The organism is Microbulbifer regidiadema (SeqCode) (assembly GCF_052467605.1).
In genome coordinates this window covers 1727138-1753405 of sequence record NZ_CP174316.1, presented here as the reverse complement: position 1 = coordinate 1753405, position 26268 = coordinate 1727138, and the positions used below count along the sequence as shown (strand labels likewise).

At 49.0% G+C, this 26268-nt stretch carries 17 protein-coding genes; 16 read left to right on the top strand and 1 reads right to left on the bottom strand.

Going from position 1 to position 26268, the window contains the following annotated elements; genetic code table 11:
• Window positions 1-11: 11 nt before the first annotated feature.
• Both recO and acpS read left to right on the top strand, forming a co-directional pair.
• Complete coding sequence (gene recO, locus ACJJIF_RS08305) at window positions 12-761, top strand: DNA repair protein RecO (RefSeq protein WP_444931752.1); 750 nt, start codon at window positions 12-14, stop codon at window positions 759-761.
• The gene (gene acpS / locus ACJJIF_RS08300; protein WP_444931751.1) at window positions 761-1147 is read left to right on the top strand and encodes a holo-ACP synthase; all 387 of its coding nucleotides are present in this window, start codon (window positions 761-763) and stop codon (window positions 1145-1147) included. The genes recO and acpS overlap by 1 nt, the downstream gene beginning before the upstream one ends.
• Here the strand turns inward: acpS and ACJJIF_RS08295 are convergent.
• Window positions 1144-3921 (bottom strand): response regulator, encoded by a 2778-nt coding sequence (locus tag ACJJIF_RS08295; RefSeq protein WP_444931750.1) that lies wholly within the window; start codon window positions 3919-3921, stop codon window positions 1144-1146. The two genes, acpS and ACJJIF_RS08295, sit on opposite strands and share 4 nt — an antisense overlap.
• Before the next feature lie 434 nt (window positions 3922-4355).
• On the opposite strand from ACJJIF_RS08295, the gene cysM reads away from it, so the two are divergent.
• The 14 genes from cysM to ACJJIF_RS08225 all read left to right on the top strand — a co-directional run bounded on the left by cysM (window position 4356) and on the right by ACJJIF_RS08225 (window position 25878).
• Window positions 4356-5246, top strand: coding sequence for a cysteine synthase CysM (gene cysM / locus ACJJIF_RS08290; protein WP_444931749.1), 891 nt, complete (start codon window positions 4356-4358; stop codon window positions 5244-5246).
• A 742-nt stretch (window positions 5247-5988) separates the two neighbouring features.
• Window positions 5989-8235, top strand: coding sequence for a GTP diphosphokinase (relA, locus tag ACJJIF_RS08285; RefSeq protein ID WP_444931748.1), 2247 nt, complete (start codon window positions 5989-5991; stop codon window positions 8233-8235).
• Between the two features lie 12 nt (window positions 8236-8247).
• Entirely contained in the window at window positions 8248-9075 is an 828-nt protein-coding gene (mazG, locus tag ACJJIF_RS08280) for a nucleoside triphosphate pyrophosphohydrolase (RefSeq protein WP_444931747.1), read from the top strand.
• Window positions 9076-9412: 337 nt separating this feature from the next.
• A complete protein-coding gene (adk, locus tag ACJJIF_RS08275; protein ID WP_444931746.1) occupies window positions 9413-10066 on the top strand; it encodes an adenylate kinase in 654 nt (217 codons plus the stop codon).
• Window positions 10067-10234: 168 nt separating this feature from the next.
• Window positions 10235-11233, top strand: a complete 999-nt coding sequence (hemH, locus tag ACJJIF_RS08270) for a ferrochelatase (protein WP_444931745.1) — start codon at window positions 10235-10237, stop codon at window positions 11231-11233.
• 266 nt (window positions 11234-11499) lie between these two features.
• Window positions 11500-12303: a hypothetical protein gene (locus ACJJIF_RS08265; RefSeq protein WP_444931744.1), complete on the top strand. Its 804-nt coding sequence runs from the start codon at window positions 11500-11502 to the stop codon at window positions 12301-12303.
• Window positions 12304-12414: 111 nt separating this feature from the next.
• The gene (gene tsaB, locus ACJJIF_RS08260) at window positions 12415-13179 is read left to right on the top strand and encodes a tRNA (adenosine(37)-N6)-threonylcarbamoyltransferase complex dimerization subunit type 1 TsaB (RefSeq protein WP_444931743.1); all 765 of its coding nucleotides are present in this window, start codon (window positions 12415-12417) and stop codon (window positions 13177-13179) included.
• Between the two features lie 3 nt (window positions 13180-13182).
• Window positions 13183-13980, top strand: coding sequence for an undecaprenyl-diphosphate phosphatase (locus tag ACJJIF_RS08255; RefSeq protein WP_444931742.1), 798 nt, complete (start codon window positions 13183-13185; stop codon window positions 13978-13980).
• Window positions 13981-13985: 5 nt separating this feature from the next.
• Window positions 13986-14867 (top strand): NAD(P)-dependent oxidoreductase, encoded by an 882-nt coding sequence (locus ACJJIF_RS08250; protein ID WP_444931741.1) that lies wholly within the window; start codon window positions 13986-13988, stop codon window positions 14865-14867.
• A 68-nt stretch (window positions 14868-14935) separates the two neighbouring features.
• Window positions 14936-16066, top strand: coding sequence for a tRNA-queuosine alpha-mannosyltransferase domain-containing protein (locus tag ACJJIF_RS08245; protein WP_444931740.1), 1131 nt, complete (start codon window positions 14936-14938; stop codon window positions 16064-16066).
• Between the two features lie 762 nt (window positions 16067-16828).
• Window positions 16829-19039 (top strand): neutral/alkaline ceramidase, encoded by a 2211-nt coding sequence (locus ACJJIF_RS08240; protein ID WP_444931739.1) that lies wholly within the window; start codon window positions 16829-16831, stop codon window positions 19037-19039.
• Between the two features lie 787 nt (window positions 19040-19826).
• The gene (locus ACJJIF_RS08235; RefSeq protein WP_444931738.1) at window positions 19827-23795 is read left to right on the top strand and encodes a DUF6531 domain-containing protein; all 3969 of its coding nucleotides are present in this window, start codon (window positions 19827-19829) and stop codon (window positions 23793-23795) included.
• A 540-nt stretch (window positions 23796-24335) separates the two neighbouring features.
• Window positions 24336-24668, top strand: a complete 333-nt coding sequence (locus ACJJIF_RS08230; protein WP_444931737.1) for a hypothetical protein — start codon at window positions 24336-24338, stop codon at window positions 24666-24668.
• Window positions 24669-24906: 238 nt separating this feature from the next.
• On the top strand, window positions 24907-25878 hold the full coding sequence (locus ACJJIF_RS08225) for a GlxA family transcriptional regulator (protein ID WP_444931736.1): 972 nt from the start codon (window positions 24907-24909) through the stop codon (window positions 25876-25878).
• Window positions 25879-26268: the final 390 nt, after the last annotated feature.

The following is a 26268-nucleotide window of genomic DNA, read 5'->3' as shown; positions in this document are numbered from 1 at the left end:
CCCCTGGCACTATGAAAAGCCCGCAACCGCCCCAGCCCGCGTACATCCTGCATTCGCGCCCCTATAAAGACTCCAGTTTGATTCTGGAGCTTTTCACGCCCGATTACGGCCGCTTGGGCTGTGTCGCCCGTGGGGCCCGCCGCGACAAGCAGCGCCGCCAACAGGCGTTGCAGCCTTTTACTCCGCTGCTTGTCACCCTGATGGGGGCGGGCTCGCTCAAGACGCTCGGCCCGGTTGAAAATGTGGGGGTGCCACTCTGGCTCAAAGGGCGAGCGGTCTATGCCGGTCTCTATGCCAACGAGCTGATGGTAAGACTGCTTCCCGAAGGGGAGGCGCACTATACACTGTTCGCGGCCTATCAAAACCTGCTGGACTCGCTCTCCCAGTTGGAAGGGCTCTCCAACCTTGAGCTGGAGGGCCCGTTGCGCCGCTTTGAGTTGCAGCTATTGCTGGAGCTCGGCAACTGTCCATCGCTCAATACTTGTACTCCACAAGACGTGGCGGTAACTGAGCAGGGCGTTTATCACCTGGACGTTGAGCGGGGTTTAATCCCTGTGCATCGCCCTGGTGGAGGGCGTCTGGGAGAGGCGGATTTCTCTGGTGTGGAATTGCTGGGTATGGACAGGGCTATGAATGGAGGGGGCTGGGCGGATATCGCGCTGGCGCCAGCGAAGCGCTTAACGCGCCTGCTGCTGCGCGGGGTGCTGGGGGACAGGCCCTTGCAAAGTCGCGAGCTATTTCGACAGGTGTACGGAAAATAATGATTGTAAGTATTGGTACGGATATCTGTAATTACCGCCGGATCGAGACGGTGTGGCAGCGCTTTGGCGATCGCTTTGTCGAGCGTGTTCTCAGCGCAGGCGAGCGGGAGGACTTCTATGCCATGGCTGAGGCCACCCGGGCTGCGTACTTGTGCAAGCGCTTTGCCGCAAAGGAGGCGGTTGCGAAGGCCCTGGGCACCGGGATTGGTGAGGGGGTTTCCTGGCAGGATATTGATGTCCGCCGGCGCAAAGGGGCCGCGCCGCAGGTTATCCTGGCGGGCGCAGCTAAAGAGCGGGCTGGAGCACTTGGTGTAGACAGGATTCACCTCAGCCTGTCCGATGAAAAAGACTCCGCCTTGGCATTTGTGCTATTTGAATCCCACTAGGCGACCACTTCCAAACCGAACAGCGCATCCAGGTCCTGCTCTGAAGCCCACTCCCTTAGGGCCCGTATCTCTCTGAGAACGGCATTGAGTTTGCGCTGGTCAAAATCCTGGCTGTCAGAGCCCTGAATAGTGCGCAACGTCTCCTGTAAAACACAGGTGGACTCCCTCAAGCGGGAGACGCCACAGTAGCAGCAGCCCCCATGCATACGGTGGGTGAGCTCGAACATCCCCTTGTAGTCGCCGAGATTGTGCAGTCGCTCAAGCTCTACCTCATCTGAGCTGAGCCCATCGATAAGCATGCGCAGCATATCCCTGGCCAGCTTGGCATCGCCATTGGCCAGAGTCAGGCACTCACTGATATCTACCAGGCGCACCTCTTTGAGCTTAACTTTCTCTACAGCCTGAGGGGTGATGATCTTGAGCCAGCGTTTGATCATGTGGGAGAGCTGGGCTTCGCTGACAGGTTTGCTCAAGTAGTCATCCAGCCCGGCGGATAGCAGGCGGGCTTTCTCTTCGGCACCGGCGTGAGCGGTGAGAGCAATGATTGGGGTGCGATGATCAGTCTCTTGCTCGCGAATCAGGCGGGTCGCTTCGATACCATCCATTTCGGGCATTTGAATGTCCATAAACACCAAGTCGAAGGCCCCCTGCTGCCAGTGCTGTAGGGCCTCCTCGCCACTGGCGGCAATAACCACTTCTACATCCTGGGAGCGCAGGAGTTCACCGACCAGTCGGCGGTTTGCAGCGTGGTCATCCACAGCCAGTACGCGTGGCGGGGCCGGCCATGGAAGGGCCTGCACCCCACTGCTAACCCGCTGTTGTCCCTGCTGGGGGACAGCCCTTTTGAGTGAGCGCAGCAAATTGTCGCGAGTGACCGGTTTGCTGAGGAAGGTGAGGGTGCGGGTGCGCAGCTGATCATAACAGCGCCGCAATTCCGCCGGTGGACCGAGCACGATGACGCGGCACTGATAGGCATCAACCAGTGACTGCACTTGGCTACTGAAACTATCGAAGTCCCCCTTTGCCGCCGCAGTATCGATAATAACCGCGTCGGGCAGGGCATCGTGCCGCCACATTTGTTCAATTGCCGGTTGTAGGGTATCGGTATCCCCCAGTTCAATGGGTTCCACTTTCCACTGGCTGAGCAGTTGTGCCACTTGGGCGCGTGTGGTTGGGTTGGGATCTGCAACGAGTATTCGGCAGCCTGGGTACTGAGTGCGCGGGTATATACCGCGGTTGCGCTCGGCCTGGAGGGAAATTTGTACCCAGCAAGTGCTGCTGTCACTGGCAGTTTCCTCGATACCGGTACAGCCGCCCATCCTTTCAACCAAGCTGCGAGCAATAGACATGCCCAGACCATTTGCGCTGATTTGCTGGGTGAGCTGCGGGGACTTACTGGTGAGAACTCTCTGGATTTCCCGGCGGCCGGCCTCATCAATCCGGTTGCCCAACCCGGTAACGGAAATACGCAGGACCAGTTCGGAATCCTTGCTGCTCTGTACCGACAGGCGCACGGGAATATTGCCATTTTCCGAGCTGCGCACCGCATTACCTATCAGGTTTGTCAGTACTTGCTTGATTCGCAGTGGGTCCCCAATCAGGGTTGGAGGGAGTTGGGGGTCGATTAAGGGCACCAGCTCCAAGTGGTGTTCATAGGCGTTTGGAGCCAGTATTTGCAATGTCTCTTCAAGCAGTAGCCCCAGGTCCATAGGGATATGGTCGAGGACCAAGTTGCCGGATTCGATACGGGAAAAATCCAGAATGTCGTTGATGGTGGTCAACAGATTTTCTGATGAGCGCAAAATGGTTTGCAGGTAATCCTGCTGCAACTCATCAATACCCGTTTTTAGCAATAGGTTGGTAAAACCGATAATGCCATTTAGCGGCGTGCGAATTTCATGGCTGGTATTGGCGAGGAAGGTCGATTTAATCCGGCTCACCTCCTGGGCGCGCTTGCGTGCCAGGTCCAATTCAATATTCTGCTCCTCCATACTGTCCAGGGATTGGCGCAGGTCATCCATGGACTGCGACAAGTTCGCTTTGTATTCCTGCTGGTAATTGGACAGGCTTTCAGCCATTTCATTAATTTGATTTCCCAGCTGCGCCAGCTCCCGGTTCTCTGTCTCATGGGTGCGTCGATCAAACTCCCCCCGCCCAATGGCTTCCAGCGTACGTCCCATTCTTATCAGGCTGTGGGCAAAGCGTTCGGACATAATGACAGACCAGGCCAGCGCGGCCAGGGTACAGAGAATCAACCCCACCAGGCCCACCAGTAAAACCTGGTAGGTGCCCACCAGGAAGTAGGGGCGATGTAGCTCGATGCTGATCCAGCAGGTGGTGATATCCCCCTTCAGCGGCTGTAGGACTTGAAGAGTCTCGTCATCTTCGAAGATAAAGGATTCGCGCTGCTTGAGTAGATCTTTGTTGACCGGGGTGCGGGGGTGTGGGCCGGCACTGGCTAGCAAGCTGAGCCCGGTGCTGGGGTTGAGGGCGCGCTTGGTACTGGATTCGGTGGAATAGATATGCACGGATCTGACCATATCCTTTTCCAGCATAAGTGCCAGTAGGCTTTTGCGCAGCCATTCCATGCGCAACTCAGCCGGATGGCCGCCACTCATTTCTATTAATTCGGCCAGCTGCTCGGCACTGGCTCGCCCGTGACTCAACAGCAGTTGGCGGCGATCGTGCATTTGTTGCAGGGTAAACACGAAAGCGAGAAGCAGAGACAGGATTAGTGCGGGTGCTACGGTGAGGCGGAATACCAGGGTTCGCAAGGATCTAGGTTGCTCTGGTTCCTCGATTGAGAGGATAGGGTTGCCTTTGGCCATGGTAAAAAGGGGCCTTGTAGGATTATTTTCCCTTCATTTTACCGCTATGTACATCTGAACGCACTCCTTCACTCAACAGATACGGCCTCTTTTTGTCTCAATTTGCTGATTTCAGAGGCTGGGATAGTGAGTGAGCGGGGTGAAGTGGCTTAGACAGCAGGTTGTTCTCAATCTAGTGGCATTCGTAGGAATGCCTAGTCACTTCAAGAAGCCGCAATACCGTGTGTGAATCGCTCTGCAAGTCCTGCAGAGATATTGCGGGGTTGCTCAAGGTCCTTAATAACTGGAGGGGATGTGGAGCAAAGTAGAGGGTATTTAGTGCACGGTTGCGCTTGCTGTACACTTGTCTCCCGCAAGATTTTTCTGGAATTTATTGCATTATGGATTATCCAACAATTGCTGACTGTGTAGGCAATACACCGCTGGTTAAGTTGCAGCGCCTGCCCGGTGATACCAGCAATACGGTTTTGCTCAAGCTGGAAGGCAATAACCCCGCAGGTTCGGTAAAAGATCGCCCGGCACTCTCGATGATTAACCACGCGGAAGCTGCGGGTTATATTGCGCCGGGAGATACCCTGATCGAAGCGACCAGTGGCAATACGGGGATTGCCCTGGCAATGGCGGCGGCAATCAAGGGCTATCAAATGATTTTGATTATGCCCGATAGCGCCACCGAAGAGCGCAAGGCTTCAATGACGGCCTATGGGGCAGAATTGATTCTGGTGAGCGCTGAAGAGGGTATGGAAGGGGCGCGGGACCTGGCCCTGCAAATGCAGGAGGATAAAAAAGGCTTGGTGCTTAACCAGTTTGCCAATACCGATAACCCCCTGGCGCATTTTGAGGGAACTGGGCCGGAAATCTGGCAGCAGACCGCTGGAAAAGTGACTCATTTTGTCTCTTCAATGGGGACAACCGGTACAATTATGGGGTGCGGGCGTTATTTGAAAGCGCAAAACCCCGAGATCCAAATTGTTGGATTGCAACCAACCGAAGGTTCCAGTATTCCGGGGATTCGCCGTTGGCCAGAGGCCTACTTGCCAAAGATTTTTGTTCCCGAGCAGGTGGATATGGTCATGGATATGGGGCAGCGGGAAGCCGAAGAGATGACCCGCAGATTGGCGAAAGAAGAGGGCATTTTTTGCGGTGTTTCTTCTGGAGGGGCGGTAGCCGGTGCTTTGAGATTGTCCGCGCAGTTAGAGAATGCGACGATTGTTGCAATTGTCTGTGACCGAGGTGACCGCTATTTATCTTCGGGGCTGTTTGCCAGCTAAAAATAACCCTTGAGGCCTCTGAATAATTCCGCTATACCCCTGCGGATCTCGATGGCTTAAAAAGTTGGGTGCGGCCCGCTGTAAATAGCCAGAATTTCTTCAGGGGGGGGCAACTTTACAGAGCGGTTTTCAGGGGCCCTTATATTTTTACGCTCGAATTGCGCTATGGAGTTTTCTGCGGGTAACCCTTCCTTATATTCGGAGTTGGACGGGATATTTACGCTCGCAGAAAAGCTCCAGGCCAGCTATTTTTTTGGTTTTTTCAAATAATTCTCGATTGTTTTTTCTGGTTTTGCTTTGGTGTAGCGAATTTTCTATTCGTTATTTTTAATTATTGTTAAAAAAATTCCGCCTACTACAAAAAGTGTGTGGTGTGTAAAGTTCGGTAAAGCTCCATATTGATTTCCCTGGGGCACCCTCGAGAGGCAGCAGTGGCCTATTGAGAACCTTGGATTACCGTTCAGCACCGCTTTACTTTCCCGTAGATATCGATTTTACCGCTCTACTCTCTGGTCAAAAGCTCAACAAGCTGTGCAAGACTTATACCCTCTTGTTCGAACTGGTACAAAAAACTGCTGAATTTCGCGCAGCTTACGGAAATGCCTATAGAAAATCATGGACTTTGGTGAGTACAAACCTATGATAGAGGCTCCTTAAATCGGTACGAATACTGAATTAACCTGTTGCTATGGCCAAGTGACGATAAAATTATGCCAATAACACAGATGACTCCTGTTAAAAGATGGTTCAAGTAAGAAAACACCACTCCTTCGGTGGCGAAGGTGAACTCGACCTTGAATCCTGGTTGCGCCACGTACAGAAACTTGCGGGCCTGGACGGCTCTGCAATCGTGACTTTGCGACACGCAGCTGAGGTGAGTGCAGAGGCAGAGCAGCGCGCTATTGAGGCGGAAAATATCTGGGCAGAGGGGGCGAGCAGTTTTGCCACCGGCCTGGAGATGGCTGAGATACTCGCCGACTTACAGATCGACTCAGAGGCTCTTGTTGCAGCAGTCTTGTACCGGGCTGTGCGCGAAAAACGCCTATCGCTAACCACTGTGGAAAAAGAATTTGGTGAACGTGTCGCCAAGTTGATCGGCGGTGTTTTGCGTATGGCGGCAATCCGCAGTCGCAGTGCGGATACCAGCGAAGAAAATACCAGCGGTGCTGTAGAAGAGCACTCGGAGAATATCCGACGCATGCTGGTGGCATTAGTCGACGATGTGCGCGTGGCCCTGATCAAGCTTGCCGAGCGCACCTGTGCGATTCGCGCGGCTAAAAACTCGGAGCCGACAAAGCGCCAGAGAGTTGCCCGGGAAGTGGCCGATGTTTATGCGCCCCTTGCCCACCGCCTGGGTATTGGCCATATCAAGTGGGAGCTGGAGGACCTGTCATTTCGCTACCTTGAGCCTGAAGATTACAAGCAAATTGCCCGTTTGCTGGATGAGAAAAGACTGGCTCGGCAGCAGTATATTGACGAGGTACTGGAGTTATTGCGCTCCGAGCTTGAACGCGCTCATATAGAGGGGGATGTCTACGGGCGGGCGAAGCATATCTACAGTATCTGGCGGAAAATGCGCCGCAAAAATATTGGCTTTTCCCAAGTCTATGATATCCGTGCGGTGCGTATTCTTGTTCCCACGGTAAGGGATTGCTATGCCGTTTTGGGGATAGTGCACAACCTCTGGCGCAATATACCCAATGAATTTGACGATTATATCGCCTCACCTAAAGAAAACGGCTACCGCTCACTGCACACGGCAGTGATCGGCCCTGAGCGCAAGGTGCTCGAGGTCCAGATTCGAACTTTCGCCATGCACGAGGAGGCGGAGTACGGTGTTTGTGCTCACTGGCGCTACAAGGGCACCGACCTCAAGAGCGAAAATAAAGATAGCTACGAGCAAAAGATATCCTGGTTGCGGCAGGTGCTCGATTGGCATGAAGAGGTGGGGGGGAATCCCCTGCAAGATGATCTGCGCTCCAGCGAAGCGGATTCCCGCATCTATGTATTTACCCCGGGAGGCCACGTTGTCGATCTGCCTCGGGGGGCAACGCCATTAGATTTTGCCTACAAAATTCATACGGAAATTGGCCACCGCTGCCGTGGGGCTAAAGTAGATGGAAGAATAGTGCCGCTCAACTATCAGCTGGAAACCGCCAATCAGGTGGAGATCTTGACGGGGAAACTCGAAGCTCCCAGCCGCGATTGGCTCTCCTCGGGTATGGCCTATATTACGACCTCCCGCGCCAGAGCCAAGATTATCCACTGGTTTAAACAGCAGGCGCGGGACCAGAATATCGCCGATGGGCGCAGCATACTGGATAGGGAGTTTAAGCAGCTCGCGCTGAATGACTTCGATTTTGAGAAGTTGGCGGCCAAGCTCAATATGCACTCACTGGAGGACCTCTACGCAGCGGTGGGTGCCGGTGATATCGGCGTGGGGCAGGTGCTCAATGCTGCCCAGCGGATGGTGAAGGTAGACAATGTCCCCCGGGTGCCATCGCTGACGGCCCCAGTTGCCCGGGGGGAGGGCAAGGCAGATGTCTATATCGACGGTGTGGGGAATTTACTCACCCATATTGCCGGTTGCTGTAATCCGGTTCCGGGCGATGAAATTATGGGCTATATCACCCTGGGGCGCGGAGTCTCTATTCACCGCAAAGACTGCGCAAATATGCTGCGCATGCAGGTTGAAGAGTCTGAAAGAGTGCTTCAGGTCAGTTGGGCAGAGAAGCCCCGTGAACTCTATGCGGTTGAAATTGTGATCGAAGCCTACGATCGCCAGGGGTTGTTGCGGGATGTCACCGTGATGCTGGATAGCCAGAAAATTAATATTACCGCTATGCAAACCCGCTCTAATAAGAATAAGCATACTGTAGAAATGATTGTGACCGCTGAGATTCACAACTTTGAAGAGTTGAGCCAGGTGTTACACCGGATTAATCAACTTCCCAATGTAGCATCGGCAAAGCGGCGAATTTTGCGCTGAATAGGGAAAAAAGTGGAACAGAATTACTCTGTGGAGGACCTACTCCACCTGATGGCTCAACTGCGCAACCCCGATGGCGGTTGCCCTTGGGATCTGAAACAGGACTTTGCCAGTATTGTTCCCTCGACGATTGAAGAGGCCTACGAAGTTGCAGAGGCTATTGAACAGGAGGACTTTGAGCATCTGCACGAAGAGCTCGGGGACCTTCTCTTCCAGGTTATTTTTTATGCTCAGCTAGGGCGTGAGAAAGGCTATTTTGATTTCTCCCGGATTGTCGACACTCTGGTGCGCAAGTTAGTGCGCAGGCATCCCCATGTCTTCCCGAGTGGAACCCTGTACGGCAGTCGCTCTGCTGGGGCTCTGGATGAAGCCGAAGTAAAGCGGAACTGGGAGGCGATTAAACAGGCTGAGCGCACAGCTAAGGGAGATTCCGGCACTCTGGCAGGGGTCGCGACAGGGCTGCCCGCATTGACGCGTGCAGCCAAATTGCAGAAGCGCGCCGCTCGAGTCGGTTTTGACTGGCCCGATATCGCCGGTACCCTCGATAAGATAGAGGAGGAGGTTGCCGAGCTGAGGGAGGCCCTGGCGAGAGGGGATACTGAGCACGCAAAGGAGGAGTTGGGAGACTTGCTGTTTTCCTGTGTGAATACATCCCGACACTTGAAGGTTGACCCAGAGGCCGCTCTGCGAGGCAGTAGTAGGAAGTTTGAGCAGCGCTTTGGCTTTGTTGAGGCCCGCTTGCAAGGTGAAGGGCGGCAGGTGTCAGAGGCGACGCTGGAAGAATTGAATCGACTTTGGGATATGGCCAAGGGGCAGCGTCCCCCCGGGGCGGAAAGCTAAAGGCTTGGCGAGCCCATCCATGGCGTCACTTCCCGGGCGCCTCTGAACCACCCAGCGATGCGCAGAGTGTGAATCGCTCTACAAAGCCCCATAGGGTGGGCCCTGAAGTGTGTTGCAGCTTCGGCAAAGGGCGCGGCCATTCGCGGCGAGCTGCGCCTAACATCTACCGCCGGCAAGGCCCGCAGAGATATTGCGGAATTGTTCGGAGGCTCCCTGGTTTGTATCAGTGCAGGGAGTACCGGTGGCAATCTTGCCCAATCTGAGGTCTGAGTGTAAGGTAGCGCTCTTTTAGCGCGGCGGCTTTTGGTTCGTCGAAAGTATTGGAGGCTTACTGAACATGCGAATTATTCTCTTGGGCGCGCCGGGGGCCGGCAAGGGCACTCAGGCTCAATTCATAACAGAGAAGTTCGGCATTCCGCAGATCTCCACCGGCGATATGCTTCGCGCTGCGGTGAAGGCGGGTACCCCTCTTGGCCTACAGGCCAAGGATGTTATGGACGCAGGAAAACTGGTTTCTGACGACCTGATCATTGCGCTGGTTAAAGAGCGTATCGCCCAGGAAGACTGTGCAAAAGGTTTCCTGTTCGATGGTTTCCCTCGCACTATTCCCCAGGCCGAAGCCCTGCTGGAAGCCGATGTCCACATTGACCACGTTCTGGAAATCGCTGTCGACGATGAAGAAATCGTAAAGCGCCTTTCCGGTCGCCGAGTTCACGAAAACTCCGGCCGTGTCTACCATGTGGTTTACAATCCGCCCAAGACTGAGGGTGTCGATGATGTGACTGGTGAGGCTCTGATTCAGCGTACCGATGACACGGAAGAGACCGTACGCAACCGTTTGGCGGTCTATCACGAGCAGACTGCACCGCTGGTGGGTTACTACCGCGAGCTGCAAGCGCGCTCTCCTGAGGCGGCTCCTAAGTACAGCAAGGTAATGGGGGTTGGCAACATGGATGAGATTCGCGAGAAGGTATTGGAAGCTCTCAGCTGAGATCGCCAGTAATGCTTTTCAAAAGCCCCCATTTGGGGGCTTTTTTGTATCTTCTGTAGCAATTGGGGGCGAGTTGATCGCAGCGGCGCTGCTCTGGCGGTATGCGCTCTTAGCTGCCTAATAGCTGGCAGGTCTTCTTGAAGGGATAAGATTTTAACGGGACGGTTTATGTCTACGGCGATAGTTTTGATGAATTTGGGCACCCCTGCTGAGCCCACACCTTCGGCGGTGAGAAGTTTTTTACGGGAATTCCTTTCAGACCCTCGGGTTGTCGAGATACCGAGACCCATCTGGTTGACCATTTTGAACTGCTTGGTGTTGCCTTTTCGCCCGCAACGTATTGCGCCGGCATACAAGGAGATATGGAATGGGAGTGCTGATGAAGCAAAAGTGGAAGGGTCACCACTTCTTTACTACACGCAGCAGCAAGCAGAGCTGTTACAGAAGCATTTGCAGGCACAGGGCTATGATGTCGCGGTTGAATATGCCATGACTTATGGCGAGCCCCGGCTCGACAAGACGATAGCAGCCCTGCGCGAGAAGGGCTTTGAATCTTTTGTGGTTCTTCCTCTATACCCCCAGTATTCGGCGACCACAACCGCAGCAATTTATGATCAGGTGGCGCAGATTTTTCGCAATAGTCGCGATATTCCGGATATCTCCCTGATTCGAGATTATTATCAAAATCCGCTTTATATAAAATCCCTGGCCAATTCAGTGAGAGAGCACTGGCAAAAAGTCGGGCCAGCAGAAAAGCTGTTACTCTCATTTCACGGCATCCCCAAAGCCAATGTCAACAAGGGCGATCCCTATTACCGCCACTGTATGGAGACCGCGCAACTGCTAGCGCAAGAGTTGCAAATTGAGCGGGATAAGTGGCAAGTTACTTTCCAGTCGCGTTTTGGCAAGGCGGAGTGGTTACAGCCCTACACCGATAAGACTCTGATTGAGTGGGGCAGCTCTGGAGTTAGCAGTGTCGATGTAATTTGTCCGGCTTTTTCTGCCGATTGTCTGGAAACCCTGGAAGAAATTTCGGTAGAGAATCGCGCTAACTTTATTGAGGCGGGAGGCAATGATTACCGGTATATTCCCGCATTAAATTTACGCGAAGATCATATAACGGCGCTTGCGGGAGTTGTGCAAGCTAAGCTCGCTGGGACAAAATAATTTCTACCAAAGTGCTAAAACGGGACCCAAAAGCGGAAATTGATAAGAAAAAGATACTTTTTTTATAAAAAGCTTCTCATTTTCCGCTTTTTTACTTGCAATGCCGGGTATTTTTATTAACTTTGATAAAGTTGTATCGAAATAGGCGGTGCGGCACTCTGCATAAGTAATAAAAACAACCGGTTGCAGTTTTTATTTGATAGCTAAAAAGCAATGCTGCTGGCACACTTTTGGATGTACTTCTTCTTTCAGCGAGGAGACAAGGGATGGCAAGAGTAAAAAAGGGTACACGCGCGAAGCGCGCAGCTAGTGCGACCGAGGAGTCGCCAGCGGTCGCAAAAGCGCAGAAAGCGGTAGATTCAGCGACTAGTTCGCTGGATGCGCAAATGGATCGTGTCGCTAAAGCAAAAGCGCGAGCACAGAAAAGCAATTCAGCCACAGCGAAAACCTCGCTGGCCAATGCCAATAGCAAAGCAAAGGATTTGCGTGCCAAGCTGTCAGAGGCAAAGATGGGGCTCGCCAAAGCTAAGGCGATGGATGCCGTACGTTTGGCTGAGGCGGCCGCAAAAGAAAAGGTGGAAAGCCTCTCCGAGAGTCTCTCCAGTAAAGCGGATAAAGAGTTGGCTGCCGCTCTCAAGGCGTTTGAAGCGCGCTGGGTGAAAACCAAAGAAAAGGCACATGCCAAGAAACTGAAGGCCGCAGAGAAGAAGGCCGAAGCCAAGGTAAAAGCGGCGGCAAAGAAAGCTGCGGCTAAAGTCAAAGATTTAGAGAAGAAGGCTAAAGCCAAATTAAAAGCTGAAGCCCAGAAGGCCAAAAAGGCCAAGAAGAAACCCGCAGCCGAGGCCCCTACAGCGAAAAAGCCCGGTCGCCCTAAAAAGGTTGCCGAAACCACAGCGAAGAAAGCTGGGCGGCCAAAGAAGGCTGATGCAGAGGCTAAGCCGGCAAAAAGAGCCGGGCGCCCCAAGAAAGCTGTCGCAGCAGCGGCTACCAAGAAGGCACCAGCCCGCCGTGGTCGCCCACCGAAAGCGGGTACTGCCCGGCGAGGTCGCCCACCGAAGAAGGCCACTTGAAGAAACTCATCTAGAGTTACACAGAGGGGCCCGCAGTCGTGAATCGAAGCTCTCTCTTTAGAAGCCCCGGTTAGTACCGGGGTTTTTTAGTTGTGGATTGCGATATTGGGCATGACTCGCCTCTGCTCCCGTGCCACAATTCCCCCCCTTTTAATGACCAGGTTTAAGAACGCTGTGAAAATACTTGCCCTGGATACAACTTCGGGAGCCTGTTCAGTGGCTCTCATGTCTGATGGACAGTTGATCGAACGCTTTGTGCAAGCAGAGCGTGACCATACCCGTCGCCTTTTGCCTATGGTGGATGAAGTCCTCGCAGAAGCTGGCATAAAACTGGCAGATTTGGATGCTCTTGCCGTCAGTCGAGGGCCGGGGTCATTTACCGGCCTCCGTATTGCAATTAGTAGCGTGCAGGGGTTGGCCTATGCCTGCGACCTGCCGGTTATACCGGTTTCCAGTCTCGCCGCTCTCGCCCTTGGAGCTCGACGCGCACATCCGGAATGGGGGCAGTCTCCTGTGGTGGCGATGCTGGATGCCCGTATGCAGCAAGTTTATTGGGGGGTCTACTCCTCTGAGTCACCCTGCGACAGCTTGATACCGGAAGCTGTACAGAACCCAGAAGAGGTTCTGTTGTCTCTAGAGCAATCAGATATTTCTACTCCGCTTTATGCTGCGGGCCCGGGGTTACACTACGAGGCCTTTGCGGCGGCGCCGTTGGTATCGGTTGATCAGGGCAGCCTTATTCACGCTCGGGATATTGTGCAACTGGCAGCTCCATTGTGGGAACAGGGTAAAACCGTCACCGCTGAAGCGCTTGAGCCTGTTTATTTGCGCAATGAAGTCACTTGGAAAAAACGACAGAAAATTCGCTCTCAATAGCACATGGAAACATTTCAGATAGTAATACTGTCCCTGATTCAGGGATTGACAGAATTCCTTCCCATTTCCAGTTCTGCGCATTTGATCTTGCCCTCCGAGATATTGGGTTGGCAAGATCAGGGCCTGGCTTTCGATGTGGCTGTTCATTTTGGCTCTTTATTGGCAGTAGTATTCTATTTTCGCAAAGATATTTGGGTGCTGCTTAGGGATGGCCTTGGTGGTTTTACGGATAGGCAGTTTAGTGATGAAGGGCGGTTGGCCTGGCTGATTGTTCTCGCCACAATTCCTGTGGGGCTGATTGGGTTGCTATTTAAGGGCTTTATTGAAACTCACTTGCGCTCCGCAGGGGTTATCGCAATAACCACTATTGGTTTTGGTATTTTACTGTGGTGGGCAGATGTGAAGGGGCGCAGAGTGGAGTCTCTCGCCCAGTTAAACTGGAAGAAGGCCCTGTTGATCGGTTTGTCGCAAGTGCTGGCCCTGATTCCTGGTACTTCCCGCTCCGGCATTACAATGACTGCGGGCTTAATGCTCGGAATGAAGCGGGAAGCTGCTGCACGCTTTTCATTCCTAATGTCTATTCCGGTTATCACGCTCAGTGCTATTTTGTTGACATTTGAGTTGCTTGCTCATGAAAGCGTGCCGTGGAATGATCTGCTGCTGGGCACAGTTTTATCGTGTATTAGCGCTTATTTGTGTATTCACTTTTTCCTACAATTTATTAGCCGCATTGGGATGGCACCTTTTGCGATTTATCGCCTGGCTCTCGGTGTGGTGCTTATTTGGATGATATGGGGGTAGAGAAAATGGCAACAGTGGCATTTATTGGCTTGGGGGTAATGGGATACCCCATGGCAGGTCACCTTTCCAGTGCGGGTCATATGGTGCGAATTTACAATCGCACGGTCAGCCGCGCGGATCAATGGCTACAAGAATATGATGGTGAGAGCTTTTCAACACCTGCGGAAGCGGCAAAAGGGGCAGAGGTCGTTTTTGTCTGTGTTGGTAATGATAATGATCTTCGCCAGGTCGTAGCAGGAGAGCAGGGTGCTTTCGCCACCATGACAAAAGGAACTCTGCTGGTAGACCATACAACAGCTTCTGCAAATGTCGCCCGCGAACTGGCAGCTGCTGCCGATGAAAAGGGCCTTGCCTTCCTGGATGCACCTGTCTCCGGAGGTCAGGCTGGCGCGGAAAACGGTGTTTTAACGGTTATGGTTGGTGGAGAGCAGGCAAGCTTCGACAAGGTGCTGCCACTGATTGAGAGCTATGCGCGGGCGATAAGCCTGATGGGGCCTGTAGGTGCTGGCCAGCTATGCAAGATGGTTAATCAAATCTGTATAGCCGGGGTTGTCCAGGGGCTCGCTGAGGGATTGCATTTTGCGAAAGCGGCTGGCTTGGATGCAGAGCAAGTCGTCGATGTAATCTCCAAAGGGGCAGCGCAGAGCTGGCAGATGGAAAACCGCTCGAAAACCATGCTAGCTGGAGAGTACGACCACGGCTTTGCTGTGGATTGGATGCGCAAGGATTTGTCGATCGTATTAGAGGAGGCGCAACACAACGGGGCTCTGCTGCCAGTTACGGCCCTCGTCGATCAATTTTACAGTGAAGTTCAAGCGATCGGTGGTTCGCGCTGGGATACCTCCAGCTTGTTTGCACGTTTAATGAATGTGCGCCCCTTCAACTAGTCCCTTCTATAAGATAGCCCCGGGATCAGCTTTGGTTACGGGCGCTATCCTTTTCTTATTACGATTTGATGAAAGTTTTACTACTCTCTGCTTATGATGCAGATAGCCACAAGCGCTGGCGCAAAGGCTTGGTGGCGGCTTTTCCCAAGTGGCAATGGACCCTACTCACCCTGCCGCCGCGTTATTTCAGTTGGCGTATTCGTGGAAATAGCCTTTCTTGGGCCAGGGGAGACGCTGCAAAAATATTGAAGCAGGGCTGGGACTTGATTGTTACCACATCAATGACAGACCTGAGCGCTCTGCGCGGCTTGGTACCTGAGATTGTGGGGGTGCCCACCATTGTGTATTTTCACGAGAATCAGTTTGCCTACCCGGTGAGCTCTGACGCCTTTCGATCGGTAGAACCTCAGCTGCTTAATATCTATACAGCTCTGGCCGGCGATCGGTTGCTGTTCAACTCAGAATACAACCGCCGCACTTTGATAGATGGCGCTGCAAAATTACTGAAACGCTTTCCTGATTGTGTCCCGCCAGGTATTTGTGCGGAGATAGAAGAAAAGTCACGGGTAATTCCGGTACCACTGGAAGATATCGTATTCAATATTACAGCTCCAGAAGAGGAGTTTTTATGGAAATGCCATTCAAAGAGGAATGAGCAGAGGGATATAAGTAAAGATACTTTGATTATAAGCTGGGCCGCTCGTTGGGAGTATGATAAGGGAGCCGATCGACTACTTCATATCCTTCGGGGCTTGAAGGACAAAAAGGTTAAGTTTCTTGTCAATTTGATGGGACAGTCATTCCGCAATAGTCCGGCTGAATTTGCGCAGATACAACGAGAATTCTCTGAGCACTTATTGGTGCTTGGGTTTGTCGAAAGTACTGAAAGTTATCGTCAAATACTGCGACATAGCCATATATTTTTATCAACGGCTTACCATGAATTCCAGGGACTGGCAGTAATGGAGGCGGCTATTCTCGGTGCAACACCTATAGTACCCGATGAGCAGTGCTACCCGGAGTTCTACCCAGAAGGTTTGCGCTACTCAAGTTCCGATGATGCTGTACAAAAACTGGAGTCTCTATATCAGTCATTAGTGGCGGGGCGTAAATTACAGCAGGTCGATTTTAGCCATTTTTCCGGGGAGGCAATGTGGGTAAAGTACCGCGAGCAATTTGTCAGTCTTATTAAGAACTGATCTGGAAAATCCTTGAATTATTCAGCATAACTCTGGGGGCAGAGTATTTACAGTCAAGGCGTGTATTTTGGTGAGTCTCTCTGGGGGTATCAAGAGCTACAGCGCAGAACTTGAGCTACGCTGAAAGCCCCATAGAAATATTGCGGAGTTTTCAGCGAGATTTTCAGCTTTCTCGTGTAATACTTTATATTGCTTTGGATATAGGCAGTCTTTTTATTTGTATAGGCTGTCTTGTCAGGTGTTTCAATCTAAAAAGCTCTTCGATATCTGTGTCAGATTTAAATGCCAATTTCACCTATTCCTGTTTTATATGGCTAACCTGTTTGTTAGCTTTGAACAAAATGGTTTCTTATTGTCTTGTTTGAGGGTGAGTTGTCAGTTTTATGATAAATCATTGGCTGGGGTTAGGGGCTGTAGAAAGTCATTAGGCAATGATTTTTAGTGATTGCAAAGTGGTTTGCCTTACCTTCTTTTGATCTCGTGGGCTGCTTATTTGGCTTGGTGTTGTTGCGGATGGATTTTCCATATTTAATAAGAAGATAAAGCTAATAACTTTTAATTTCGAAACATAATGGGAATATGGCGGGCCTTAGCGCTATGGATGGTACCAAGTGTAGGTAAATGGGGTATGCTGGCTGTGCGTGCTAGAGCTGCCTTACAAGTTTGGGTGCGTTGGGGATCGTGGCTGCTTGAGGTGTTGCTGAAAATAATAAAGCTACTTTTCAGGCTGGAATAATAAAAGCCAAGAATCAAATTGGCTTAATGTCTAATGGGGTGTTGTCGTATCGTTCGGCGGCAGTCTATTCAGTTGTTAATTTTAGCAAAACTACAATTCTTTACGCCTGTGAAGTGGTGGGTGTGCTTCTGTGCGTAAAAATCCTGGAGAAAAAAATGAAAAAAATAATGAGAAATTTCCTCCTTATTTCTATGCTGATTGTTTGGGTGCCTAGTGTTGCAAGCTCGCCGCAATGGCTTGTTGGGGTGGGTAAGTATGATATTACTGGACCGGCAGCTGATGTTGGGATGGTAGGTTATGGGGATGTGGATCAAACGACAAAAGGTATCCATACACGCTTGTGGTCGCGGGCATTTGTTATTGCTGATAATACTGACAGTAAGCGTTTAGTATTTGTATCGGCAGATCTACAGGGTATTCCTCAGGGTGTGAAGCAGGGGGTCATTGAAAAGTTAAAGAGCCGATTTGGTAATAGTCGGTATACTGAAAAAAATGTCATGCTAACTGCCACTCATACCCACGTTGGCCCCGGTGGTTATGATCATTATGTTATGTTGAATATGAGTACCCTAGGATATGCCGGAGATAACTATAAGATTATTGTCGATGGTATCTTCCAGTCAATTGTGGAAGCGAATAATGGATTGGCTTCGGGTGATATTTTTGTGGAGCAGGGAACTCTCCTAAATGCCAGTGTTAATCGGAACCCGGAGCCTTATACTGAAAATGCCGACGCTGGTAGCTATCAATACGATACCAATAAAACAATGACTCAACTCAAGTTAGTTAATGCTAACAACAAGGCTTTGGGGGTTATTAACTGGTTTGCGGTACACAATGTTTCTCTAGGTAAAGATCAGCGCCAAATTAGTGCTGATCATAAAGGTGCGGCAAGTCAGTTATTTGAGGCCTGGGCTGTTGGGCAGGGCGCCGCTAGTAAATTTATCGCAGCATTTGCCAATAGTAATTTAGGAGATGCTTCTCCCAATATCTGCGGTCCCAGGGATGGCTGTGGAAACACTGAATATGATAGTTTACTCTTAGCTGCGGAAAAACAGGTTGCCAAGGCGCAGTTACTTTACCAGTCGTCGTCGCTGAAGCTTGAGGGCGGCTTGGATTACCGTCATCAACATATCTATTTTCCTGGCTATACCGTAGCGGATGAGTTTACCGGTGAGGGACAGCAGGATATCTGTGAAGGTGCGGTCGGCTGGTCATTTACCGCTGGCTCCTCATGGGATGGTCCCAGCGAAATTGGTGGTATCTTTGAAGGGATGTCTATAGAAAATGAGGGGGTGGACTGGGATAGGAGTGTTGGTTTATTCGAATCAGTAATTCATGGTTACCCCCTTTTTGGCCTAATGAGTGCCTTCTCTGCTGCTGCGGTATATGAGGATACTCAAGATGACCCCTGTCAGTACCCAAAGCCTACATTTGTAGAGCGTAAAGTAGTCGGGCAGGCGCTCTATACGCCGTATCTACCCTTTCAACTATTCCGTATAGGGTCTCTCGCTCTAATAGCAGTTCCGGGTGAAATGACAACTATGGCTGGGCGGCGTCTTCAGGCGGATGTTTTATCGGCTTTTGCACAGAGTGGTGTCACCGCTGTGGTGCTAACCGGTTTAGCAAATGCCTATACCGGCTATATAACGACTCATGAAGAGTTCGATATGCAGCATTATGAGGGAGCGCATACGATTTATGGCCCGAATACACTTGCCGCTTATCGGCAGATATATACCGAAATGTCTTATGCCATGATCAACGGTGTAGATGTCGCTGCGGGGCCCATACCTGAAGATCTATCCGATGATCAAATTATTAATGTTATAGGGGTTGTTTATGATGATAAGCGCCTCTGGGAGTCCTTTGGGCAGGTATGGGATGACGTGGATAACAATTATCGTATTGGCGATACGGTCTCAGTTACCTTTCGTTCTGGCCATCCGCGCAATGACTTAAAAACTGAGGAAACTTTTATTGAGGTACAGCGTAAAGTTAATGGTAGTTGGGAGGCTTACCTGACTGATAATGATTTGAATACACATTTTATTTGGACACGGGATACGGCTATTGATTGTATGGCCTGCTCCTTTGCTGAAGGGCAGTGGCTTATTGCAGGGGATACGCCATCAGGTACTTATCGAATAAGGCATTATGGAAACTGGAAGAGTGGGTGGGGCGGAAAAATTTCCAGCTATTCTGGTACGTCGAGCAGCTTTACGGTTGACAATTAATGAGTTAAGACGTCGGCTGGATACTCCTGCCGATTTCTTTAATTTGCAAACAGTATGCGGCTGGTATAAGAAAGGCGCCACCTGAATTGAATCGGTCCTTGTATGATTTTGTGATACCATTCATTTGCAGGGGGTGCTTTTTGTAGTTTTGTCGGGGTGATTAGGTCGCCTATATTTCTTTCGATAGGCGATGCTTCTTTGTTAAAATTTCCCGCTTCCTGTCGGTTGGAATTGAGATTAAAACCTTAATCGAAGTCAAATTTATTTGTATTGCTCTCTGTGTGCTTTACTGTCATCGCTTTTCCCTACTAAGAAATACTAAACTAAGTCAGCTTTCTCCAAATTTTGGGCCAGGTTACAGGGCATTCTATTTGATATTTGAGAAATATGGTTTGGAGACTACTGAGTAGTTTATCTATTGAGTTTAAATCCAGCAGAAGATTTTAAATGTGGATGCATTGTGAAATTATCTGTTGGTTTTGGGGCTGTTATTACTAGTTTTGTTACAAAAGTACTAACTAGGGGCTCGGCTTGGTGATTCTAGCTACGTGACATTCTGATTGGTACTTTTTAGCCATGCTCTAGAGGTTTAGGCTATTTTTTATCCGCTACTATTGCCTATCCCCGACACTGGGTGGCTATAGCGAAGTTTTCTTTCCTTTTTTGAGAGGACAGCCTTAATCAGAGTGGTGATAACGGAGTTGAGATCATATTTTAGGAATCCTGGATGGATTCGGTTGTTTGATGACCGTACAACGGTTGGTCAGTGGTTGATAGGATTTAACTTTTGATACAGCTCTTTATCGAAAATTATCAAGGCACCCGTTACACAGTAAGTGCTGGCTGGACCTGCAAAAACACGACCTCAGCTCAGATTGATGCTACCGAGGTACTGGGTATGTTTGATAGCAAAACACTCCAGCTAGTATATGACCAGTATCTCGGCTTATATAAGACTCCTACGTCAGATACAGATTCTCGACAGGCAGAACGCCAATCCACACCGAAAAATGATGCCCCAGGCTATCTCTGTGAGCGAGATAAGGCCATCTACCTTGCGTTAGTACAGCACCGACTCGTGATCGAAGAAGCTCCTTTACCGTACTCCGTTTTGGCAGATTTACAAGCGGAGCTGGCTAACAGGATTCGCATAGGGTTGCAACAGGTAACCTTGCAAGATTCTGTCGGCGAACCCCTGACCAAATCAGTAGTTAAAACTGATTCCGGTAAGGTGAAGGAGGCTGCCGCAACGAATATTACAAAAGTACCAAGTTGTTCCGCATGGAGCCTATCTATTTGGACTAAGGATGCTGCTGAGGTTGCAGCGGTGGTGAGTCCAGCGCGTCAATCATTTGAACTTAGTACAGAAGTCATCGACTATATATTGTATGCAGAAAATCTAGAGGAGCCTGGCGGAGAGTGTGTAACCTCCGTGTTCCGTGGAGTGATCACAGCATTAGGATTTAATCCGAATACGGTTTCCAGGAAACAGCTTCGCCTGAGCTTTAATATCGCTGAGGTTATCTATAGTGACTCCATACTTCGAGGGGCCGTCTTTCATTTTGCACAGAATTATATCAAGACACGCTATAGCCTAAAAGTTACCGATCTAGTTGCCAGCGGCACTTTTGAAATTATCTTGACAATAGCACTTGCAGCTTTAACTAAAGGGGACGTTACAGCAGTCTCCCGTGCAAAGAGTGCACGCCTGCTTACTGCCTTTAGAAATATTGGCGATTTGATGTTTGATTTTGCCCGGTTAAAAAGGCAGCGCACATTGCTTGCTAAAAAAACAGAGCGCAAAGCGGGCAGGAAGGGTACTCAAGCCAATATACAAAAGCGCTATGGCAAAAAAAATTCCCAGGCTTCAGTTAAATCTGATTTATTAGGAAGTGGCAATCCGCAGAGTCAAACTCCCAGGAGGCTTTATAGTTCGGGTGCACAAGTTATAGGAATAAATCGGGCGAAAAATTTTTCAGAGGAGGCAGATAAGAGTTGTAGTGAAGCAGGAGAAAATTATACGGGTGATACCTGTCAGAGTAACGCTACCGCTTGTACAGTTGGAGAGATAGTTCATTTAAAAACGGGTGAGGTTAGCTTTACCTTGACAGATGTGGCGCTGAGTGGACCTCTACCATTACGGATAGCCCGTACATATCGTAGTAGTAACTCTAGGGATATTGGTTTGGGATATGGGTGGACCCATACATTAAGTGAACGCCTGGTGTGGCGTCCGGGTCAAACGATACTGTTCTTTGATGCTGAAGGTAGAGTAATAAGTTTGCCGGCACCAGGAAATAGCTCTCGCAGCCATAATGTTGTTGAGCAATTAACACTCACCAGGATAAATGACGAACATTGGGTTATCACGACTTACGGGGTTTCCGCTGGAATAGAGAAGCACTTTAAAGCTACTGGGGAAACGGGTGCACTAAGGCTTACTAAAATTTGTGATAGCTATGGTAACTTTTACCAGCTCCACTACCGTAATGAATGTTTAATCAGAGTTGAGAGTAGTTTTGGCGAGGATTTATATATAAGTCCAGCAGAGGAAAGTTCTGCAAGCTTTCGAATCGGTGCCTTAAAAAGAATAGGTCGAGATGGTGGCACTAAATTTATCGCTCACTATGAGTATAGTGATGAAGGCTCACTAATTAAAGCTGTAGACGGGTCTGGCTGTGGCGAAAAATATGAATACCAAAAATATAACATTAAACAGCGGACCTTAAAAACTGGTTATCGTTTCTACTTTGAGTGGGATACTGATGGCCCCTCTGCGCGATGTGTCCGGCAGTGGGGAGATACGATTGACGGCAAACCTACCTGTAACTACCAATTTATTTGGGGCGGAGATGGCTATAGAGTAACGATTATTGATACCCGGGGAGGGCAAACGCATTATTGTTTTAATGAGCGAGGATTGCCCACCTATTACTGTAATGGCGAAGGTGGGGAAACGTTGTATAGTTACAACGATATGGGCAGGATTTCCAGGGTGCAGCTGCCCAGTGAGAGTGACGCCCTACGTGAAGAGATATACCAATACGATAAGGATGGCCGCCTAGTACAGAAAGTGGATGCTGGTGGAAATAGATATCAAATCGAGTACAGTAGTGCAGGACTTCCCTGTAAGCTCACTGACCCAGAAGGCTCCAGTTGGCAGCGTCGCTACAATAAATATGGAAAAATTGTAGCTATTGAAGACCCCCTTGGCAATACTACGCACTACACCTATACCCCTGAGGGCTTGATTGATTCTGTTACTGATCCTCTAGGTAATGTTACGCGCTATTTTTGGGAAGATGAAGGCCGCTTGTCAGCGATTGAGGATTCTCTGGGAAGATCTATTTGTTATCAATATGGTAGTGATAGTCTTCTAAATATAGTGCGCTCTAGTCAAGACAAGAAAACTTGCTATAAGTACGATGAACAGGGGCGTGTTTGTATAGTCTCAACTCCCGATGGAAGGCGTACTCAATATATCTATAACGTTCAAGGTCTGCTTGTTGAAATTATAGAGGATGATGGTACAAGTACTACGTACACTTATGATGGGCTCGGTCAAGTAAGGTCTCGTACACACTCTAACGGCAGTCGGCTGGAGTTTTATTATGATGGAGAGTGCAACTTAATCGGCTTGAAGAATGAAAAAGGCGAATGCTATCAGCGAAAATATGATTTTAATAACCGCCTTGTTGAAGAAGTGGGCTTTGATGGTCGTGCTACTCGCTATACTTATAATCCTGCAGGGTATTTAGTAAGGTCGAGCAAAGTTATTGATGTAGAGAGTGATGTAGAATTAGATATCTACTTTGAAAGAGATTTGCTAGGTCGTCTATTGAGAGAAAATGCTCCAGATGGTGTAAGCAGCTTTAGATATAATTGTCGGGGTCAGTTGATCGAAGCTAAAAATAGTCAGTGTAGGCTGCGTTGGGAATACGATGTTAATGGTCGCGTTATAGCTGAGTGGCAGGGTTTTAATAAGCTCAGCTATCAATACGATGTGGCAGGTAATCTTGTTGCGACTACATTGCCCTGTGGAGAAATTCTTGAGGGTATATATAGCTCTTCTGGTGAAGCTCAGGGTTTGCGTGATTATTCAGTGGTTGGGGATATAAATCCTCTAGTGGAGCATAAGAATTTTGACAGCTGTGGCGAAGATGCTCTGTGCCTGTTAGCTGATAATTTGGGGTTTCATAGATTCTATGATTTTTCAGGTGATGCTTTAGCTTTACTGCCTGAAAATCCTGAGGGCTTAACTAATGCCCGTTTGGATGAGTTGAGCTTAATGTTCAAGAGTGATTGTCAATATAGTAGGGGATATCAGTTCGCCAAAACTTCTGTTGTTCTTCCCGATATTTTTACTTCCTCTGAAACTAAATTTAAATATGGGGTTAAGTATCGAGATCTTGCCGGTGAGGATGTAAGAGGTTGTGTTTCTTCCTGTGGTGTTGATGGCCGTTATAATTTTCAGGGGTATTTGGTTAAGGAATTGAGGGGTGGGGAAGAATCATGCAGGGCCCGATTCTACTATAATTTCCGTCAGCAACTAATGCGAGTGGAAAAGCTGAAAGTGGAAAAGGGTATGGAGCAGTTTCAGGAAGTGATTCAGTATCAATACGATCCTTTGGGTCGATGCATTAGGCATAAAAGCTATAGGGGCAGTGTGAGTTTCCTCTGGAGTGGTGGTGTTCTTGTACAGGAGCAAAGGCTTGGGAGTTTAGCGGGCCGGGGTGTTGCTATTTATACATGTTAGCTTTATTTGATTCTACTGTAATTGGTGTGTGAGAGTAGATGTGAGGAGTTTTTCTTTCATTAAGAGTGTGTCGAGTGCGCTAGCGTATAGCCTCTTCTGATTGATAAACCTATTAAGTTGATAGTGTCTTCAGGGAAAGATCAGGTCTGTGTTCTAGCTCTACTGACGGACCTTTATCAATAAGGAGCAGGGTGTCCTTATTGATGTTCTAGGCTATTCTACCAATTATTCCTTCAATAAAATGTTGCCTGGGTTCTGAGTGGTATTCAATATTTTTTCTTCTTCATTGGTGTATACCAACATTTGACCCTGCTGAAGAGTCTCCAGCTGCGCAGTTTAGTGGCTACCGATGTAATTATATAAATATTTTAGATTCTGAGGCTAAGATGTGACTGGAGGGAAGAGCTTAGCTTGGGCTGGGTATGTTTTATAATAGAAAGTGGTACCATCGTTTGGACGGCTAACTGTTAAGTTGCTATTTCCTCCTTGGCTGAATTTTATGTTTTTGCGGGTGGCTTTTGAAGGCTATTGGCGATTTCTATGCTTGGAGGCTTTAAGGGTCGCCTCTTTAAGGTGATTATTCTTTTCTTTTTCGGCTTGGATTTAGAGTTTTCTTTGCTGAAGGTTTATGGCTGCAATCAAAGTTTATTTGGCAGAAAGCAAGGTTATTTAACCAGTAAATATGTATTCTTTAAAAAAATAACGTTATCGCTTTACAGAATAGAAAAAGCTGGTAACTTAGAGTCAAAATTAATTGATTTGATAGGGTGGATCATCTACTGCTTTTTAGGAGATGGCTTTCCCGAAAGGAATATGGATATACATCTTGAGGATGTAGCAGATAGTGGGGCTGTCTGTCAGAGTTCTCTTTGAGGTGAAAATCGCTGTGTAATCAGTTCTTGTTGTTCGGTAGCGGTAAAGCCCAGTAATTTACTCGGGTATAGGTAAAGGATCAATTTATTTGTGGTTGTTAGCTTCCGCTATAGCGTTATCCCCTTTTGTTTGGGACTCAGCTGTTTGGGTTGTGTTCCTGGGCTTTCCGAAATAAATTATGGTTCACACAGAGATTTTGATATTTGTATAAGGTTTTACACTTATTCTGCAATATAAAATGAACTGTAAAAAGAAAGTATCAATTGTGTTTTATCCTGGGGCGCACTCACTGGATGTAATGGGTCCAGCAGAGGTGTTTTCTCTTGCAAATCAGCAATTAAAGGATAAAGGGTTTAGTTGTGATGATCAGTATGAAGTAGAGTTCTTGGCAGAAGATGGGGACACTAAACAAGTGTCATCAGGGTTGAGGTTGTGCTCTGATAGGTGTTTTACTGACTCTAGTGGGATTCACACACTCCTTGTTAGCGGTAACCTTGATAATGGTGAGGGCCTCAAGGTAAGTGAATGTCTAACACGTTGGATATCTTACCAGTCTGGCCTGGTTAAGCGTATAGGCTCTATTGGTAGTGGTGCTCTAATTCTTGCAAAGGTTGGTTTGCTCAACGGCCGACGGGCGACGACTCACTGGAGATATATTGAGCAGCTGAAGAAATTTCCGGAAGTGGAGGTTGATTCTGAGTCGGTATTTGTCAAAGATGGCCATATATATACCTCCGCAGGCGTCAGTGCAGGAGTAGATTTAGCTCTGGCAATGGTTGAGGATGATTTTGGCCGTGGGATTGCCCTCGCTGTCGCGCAGTTGATGATTCTTTATCTCAAGCGAGACGGTGATCACAAGCAGAGTAGTACTTATTTAATGAGCCAATTGAAAAGCGACCGTTTTCTAGAGTTGATTCAGTGGATGCACAATAATTTAGATAAGCCTATGTGTGTCAATAGTCTTGCGGAAAAGGCATCTATGAGCCCTAGGAATTTTGCGCGCTGTTTTACCCGGGATATGGGCGAGACTCCAGGCCGGTTTGTAGAGAAAATCCGCATAGAAAAGGTGTGTCAGCTTCTTGCTACACAAGCATTGACTCAAGAAAAAATTGCAAGTATCTGTGGGTTTAACTCGCAAGAGCAGCTTAGACGAGCATTTCGTCGCAATAAAGGAATGTTGCCGAGAGAGTATCGTCAAAGATTGTCTTGAGTTGATTTATCGTGGAGTGGCTTATTTACAGGTCGCTCTAATTTAAGCTTGGCTATTTTGTCCTGTTTTTTAAAATAAAAATTATCATCGCAGTATTTCCAATAACTGATATAGGTCGGCTTATTTTATAAAAGGTCTTCGATTACTAATCTGCGTTCGTCAGTGGTAAATAGGTTGTTGCGCTAATCAGCACAGTCAACTTCTATTAATCGAAGCTGGCTGATGATGTCCGCGATAGTGTAAATTGTAAAAGGCGGGCAGAGTCTCACTATACCTCGGGGGGCTCTGACGGAATTGAGTCAGTGATATTGTCTCCAATTTAAAACTCGATATTTTTGTATGTTGATACAGATGAAAAGTAGAGGGCCTCTGGATCGAGATCATTTGGCC

Excerpts from the sequence above, each read along its gene's own strand:
- ACJJIF_RS08240 (WP_444931739.1), top strand. The coding sequence starts at position 16,829 with ATGTCTAATGGGGTGTTGTCGTATCGTTCGGCGGCAGTCTATTCAGTT.
- ACJJIF_RS08250 (WP_444931741.1), top strand. The coding sequence starts at position 13,986 with ATGGCAACAGTGGCATTTATTGGCTTGGGGGTAATGGGATACCCCATG.
- ACJJIF_RS08230 (WP_444931737.1), top strand. The coding sequence starts at position 24,336 with ATGCTTGGAGGCTTTAAGGGTCGCCTCTTTAAGGTGATTATTCTTTTC.
- tsaB (WP_444931743.1), top strand. The coding sequence starts at position 12,415 with ATGACTCGCCTCTGCTCCCGTGCCACAATTCCCCCCCTTTTAATGACC.
- adk (WP_444931746.1), top strand. The coding sequence starts at position 9,413 with ATGCGAATTATTCTCTTGGGCGCGCCGGGGGCCGGCAAGGGCACTCAG.
- relA (WP_444931748.1), top strand. The coding sequence starts at position 5,989 with ATGGTTCAAGTAAGAAAACACCACTCCTTCGGTGGCGAAGGTGAACTC.
- recO (WP_444931752.1), top strand. The coding sequence starts at position 12 with ATGAAAAGCCCGCAACCGCCCCAGCCCGCGTACATCCTGCATTCGCGC.
- ACJJIF_RS08265 (WP_444931744.1), top strand. The coding sequence starts at position 11,500 with ATGGCAAGAGTAAAAAAGGGTACACGCGCGAAGCGCGCAGCTAGTGCG.
- ACJJIF_RS08225 (WP_444931736.1), top strand. The coding sequence starts at position 24,907 with ATGAACTGTAAAAAGAAAGTATCAATTGTGTTTTATCCTGGGGCGCAC.
- cysM (WP_444931749.1), top strand. The coding sequence starts at position 4,356 with ATGGATTATCCAACAATTGCTGACTGTGTAGGCAATACACCGCTGGTT.
- acpS (WP_444931751.1), top strand. The coding sequence starts at position 761 with ATGATTGTAAGTATTGGTACGGATATCTGTAATTACCGCCGGATCGAG.
- hemH (WP_444931745.1), top strand. The coding sequence starts at position 10,235 with ATGTCTACGGCGATAGTTTTGATGAATTTGGGCACCCCTGCTGAGCCC.
- ACJJIF_RS08245 (WP_444931740.1), top strand. The coding sequence starts at position 14,936 with ATGAAAGTTTTACTACTCTCTGCTTATGATGCAGATAGCCACAAGCGC.
- ACJJIF_RS08255 (WP_444931742.1), top strand. The coding sequence starts at position 13,183 with ATGGAAACATTTCAGATAGTAATACTGTCCCTGATTCAGGGATTGACA.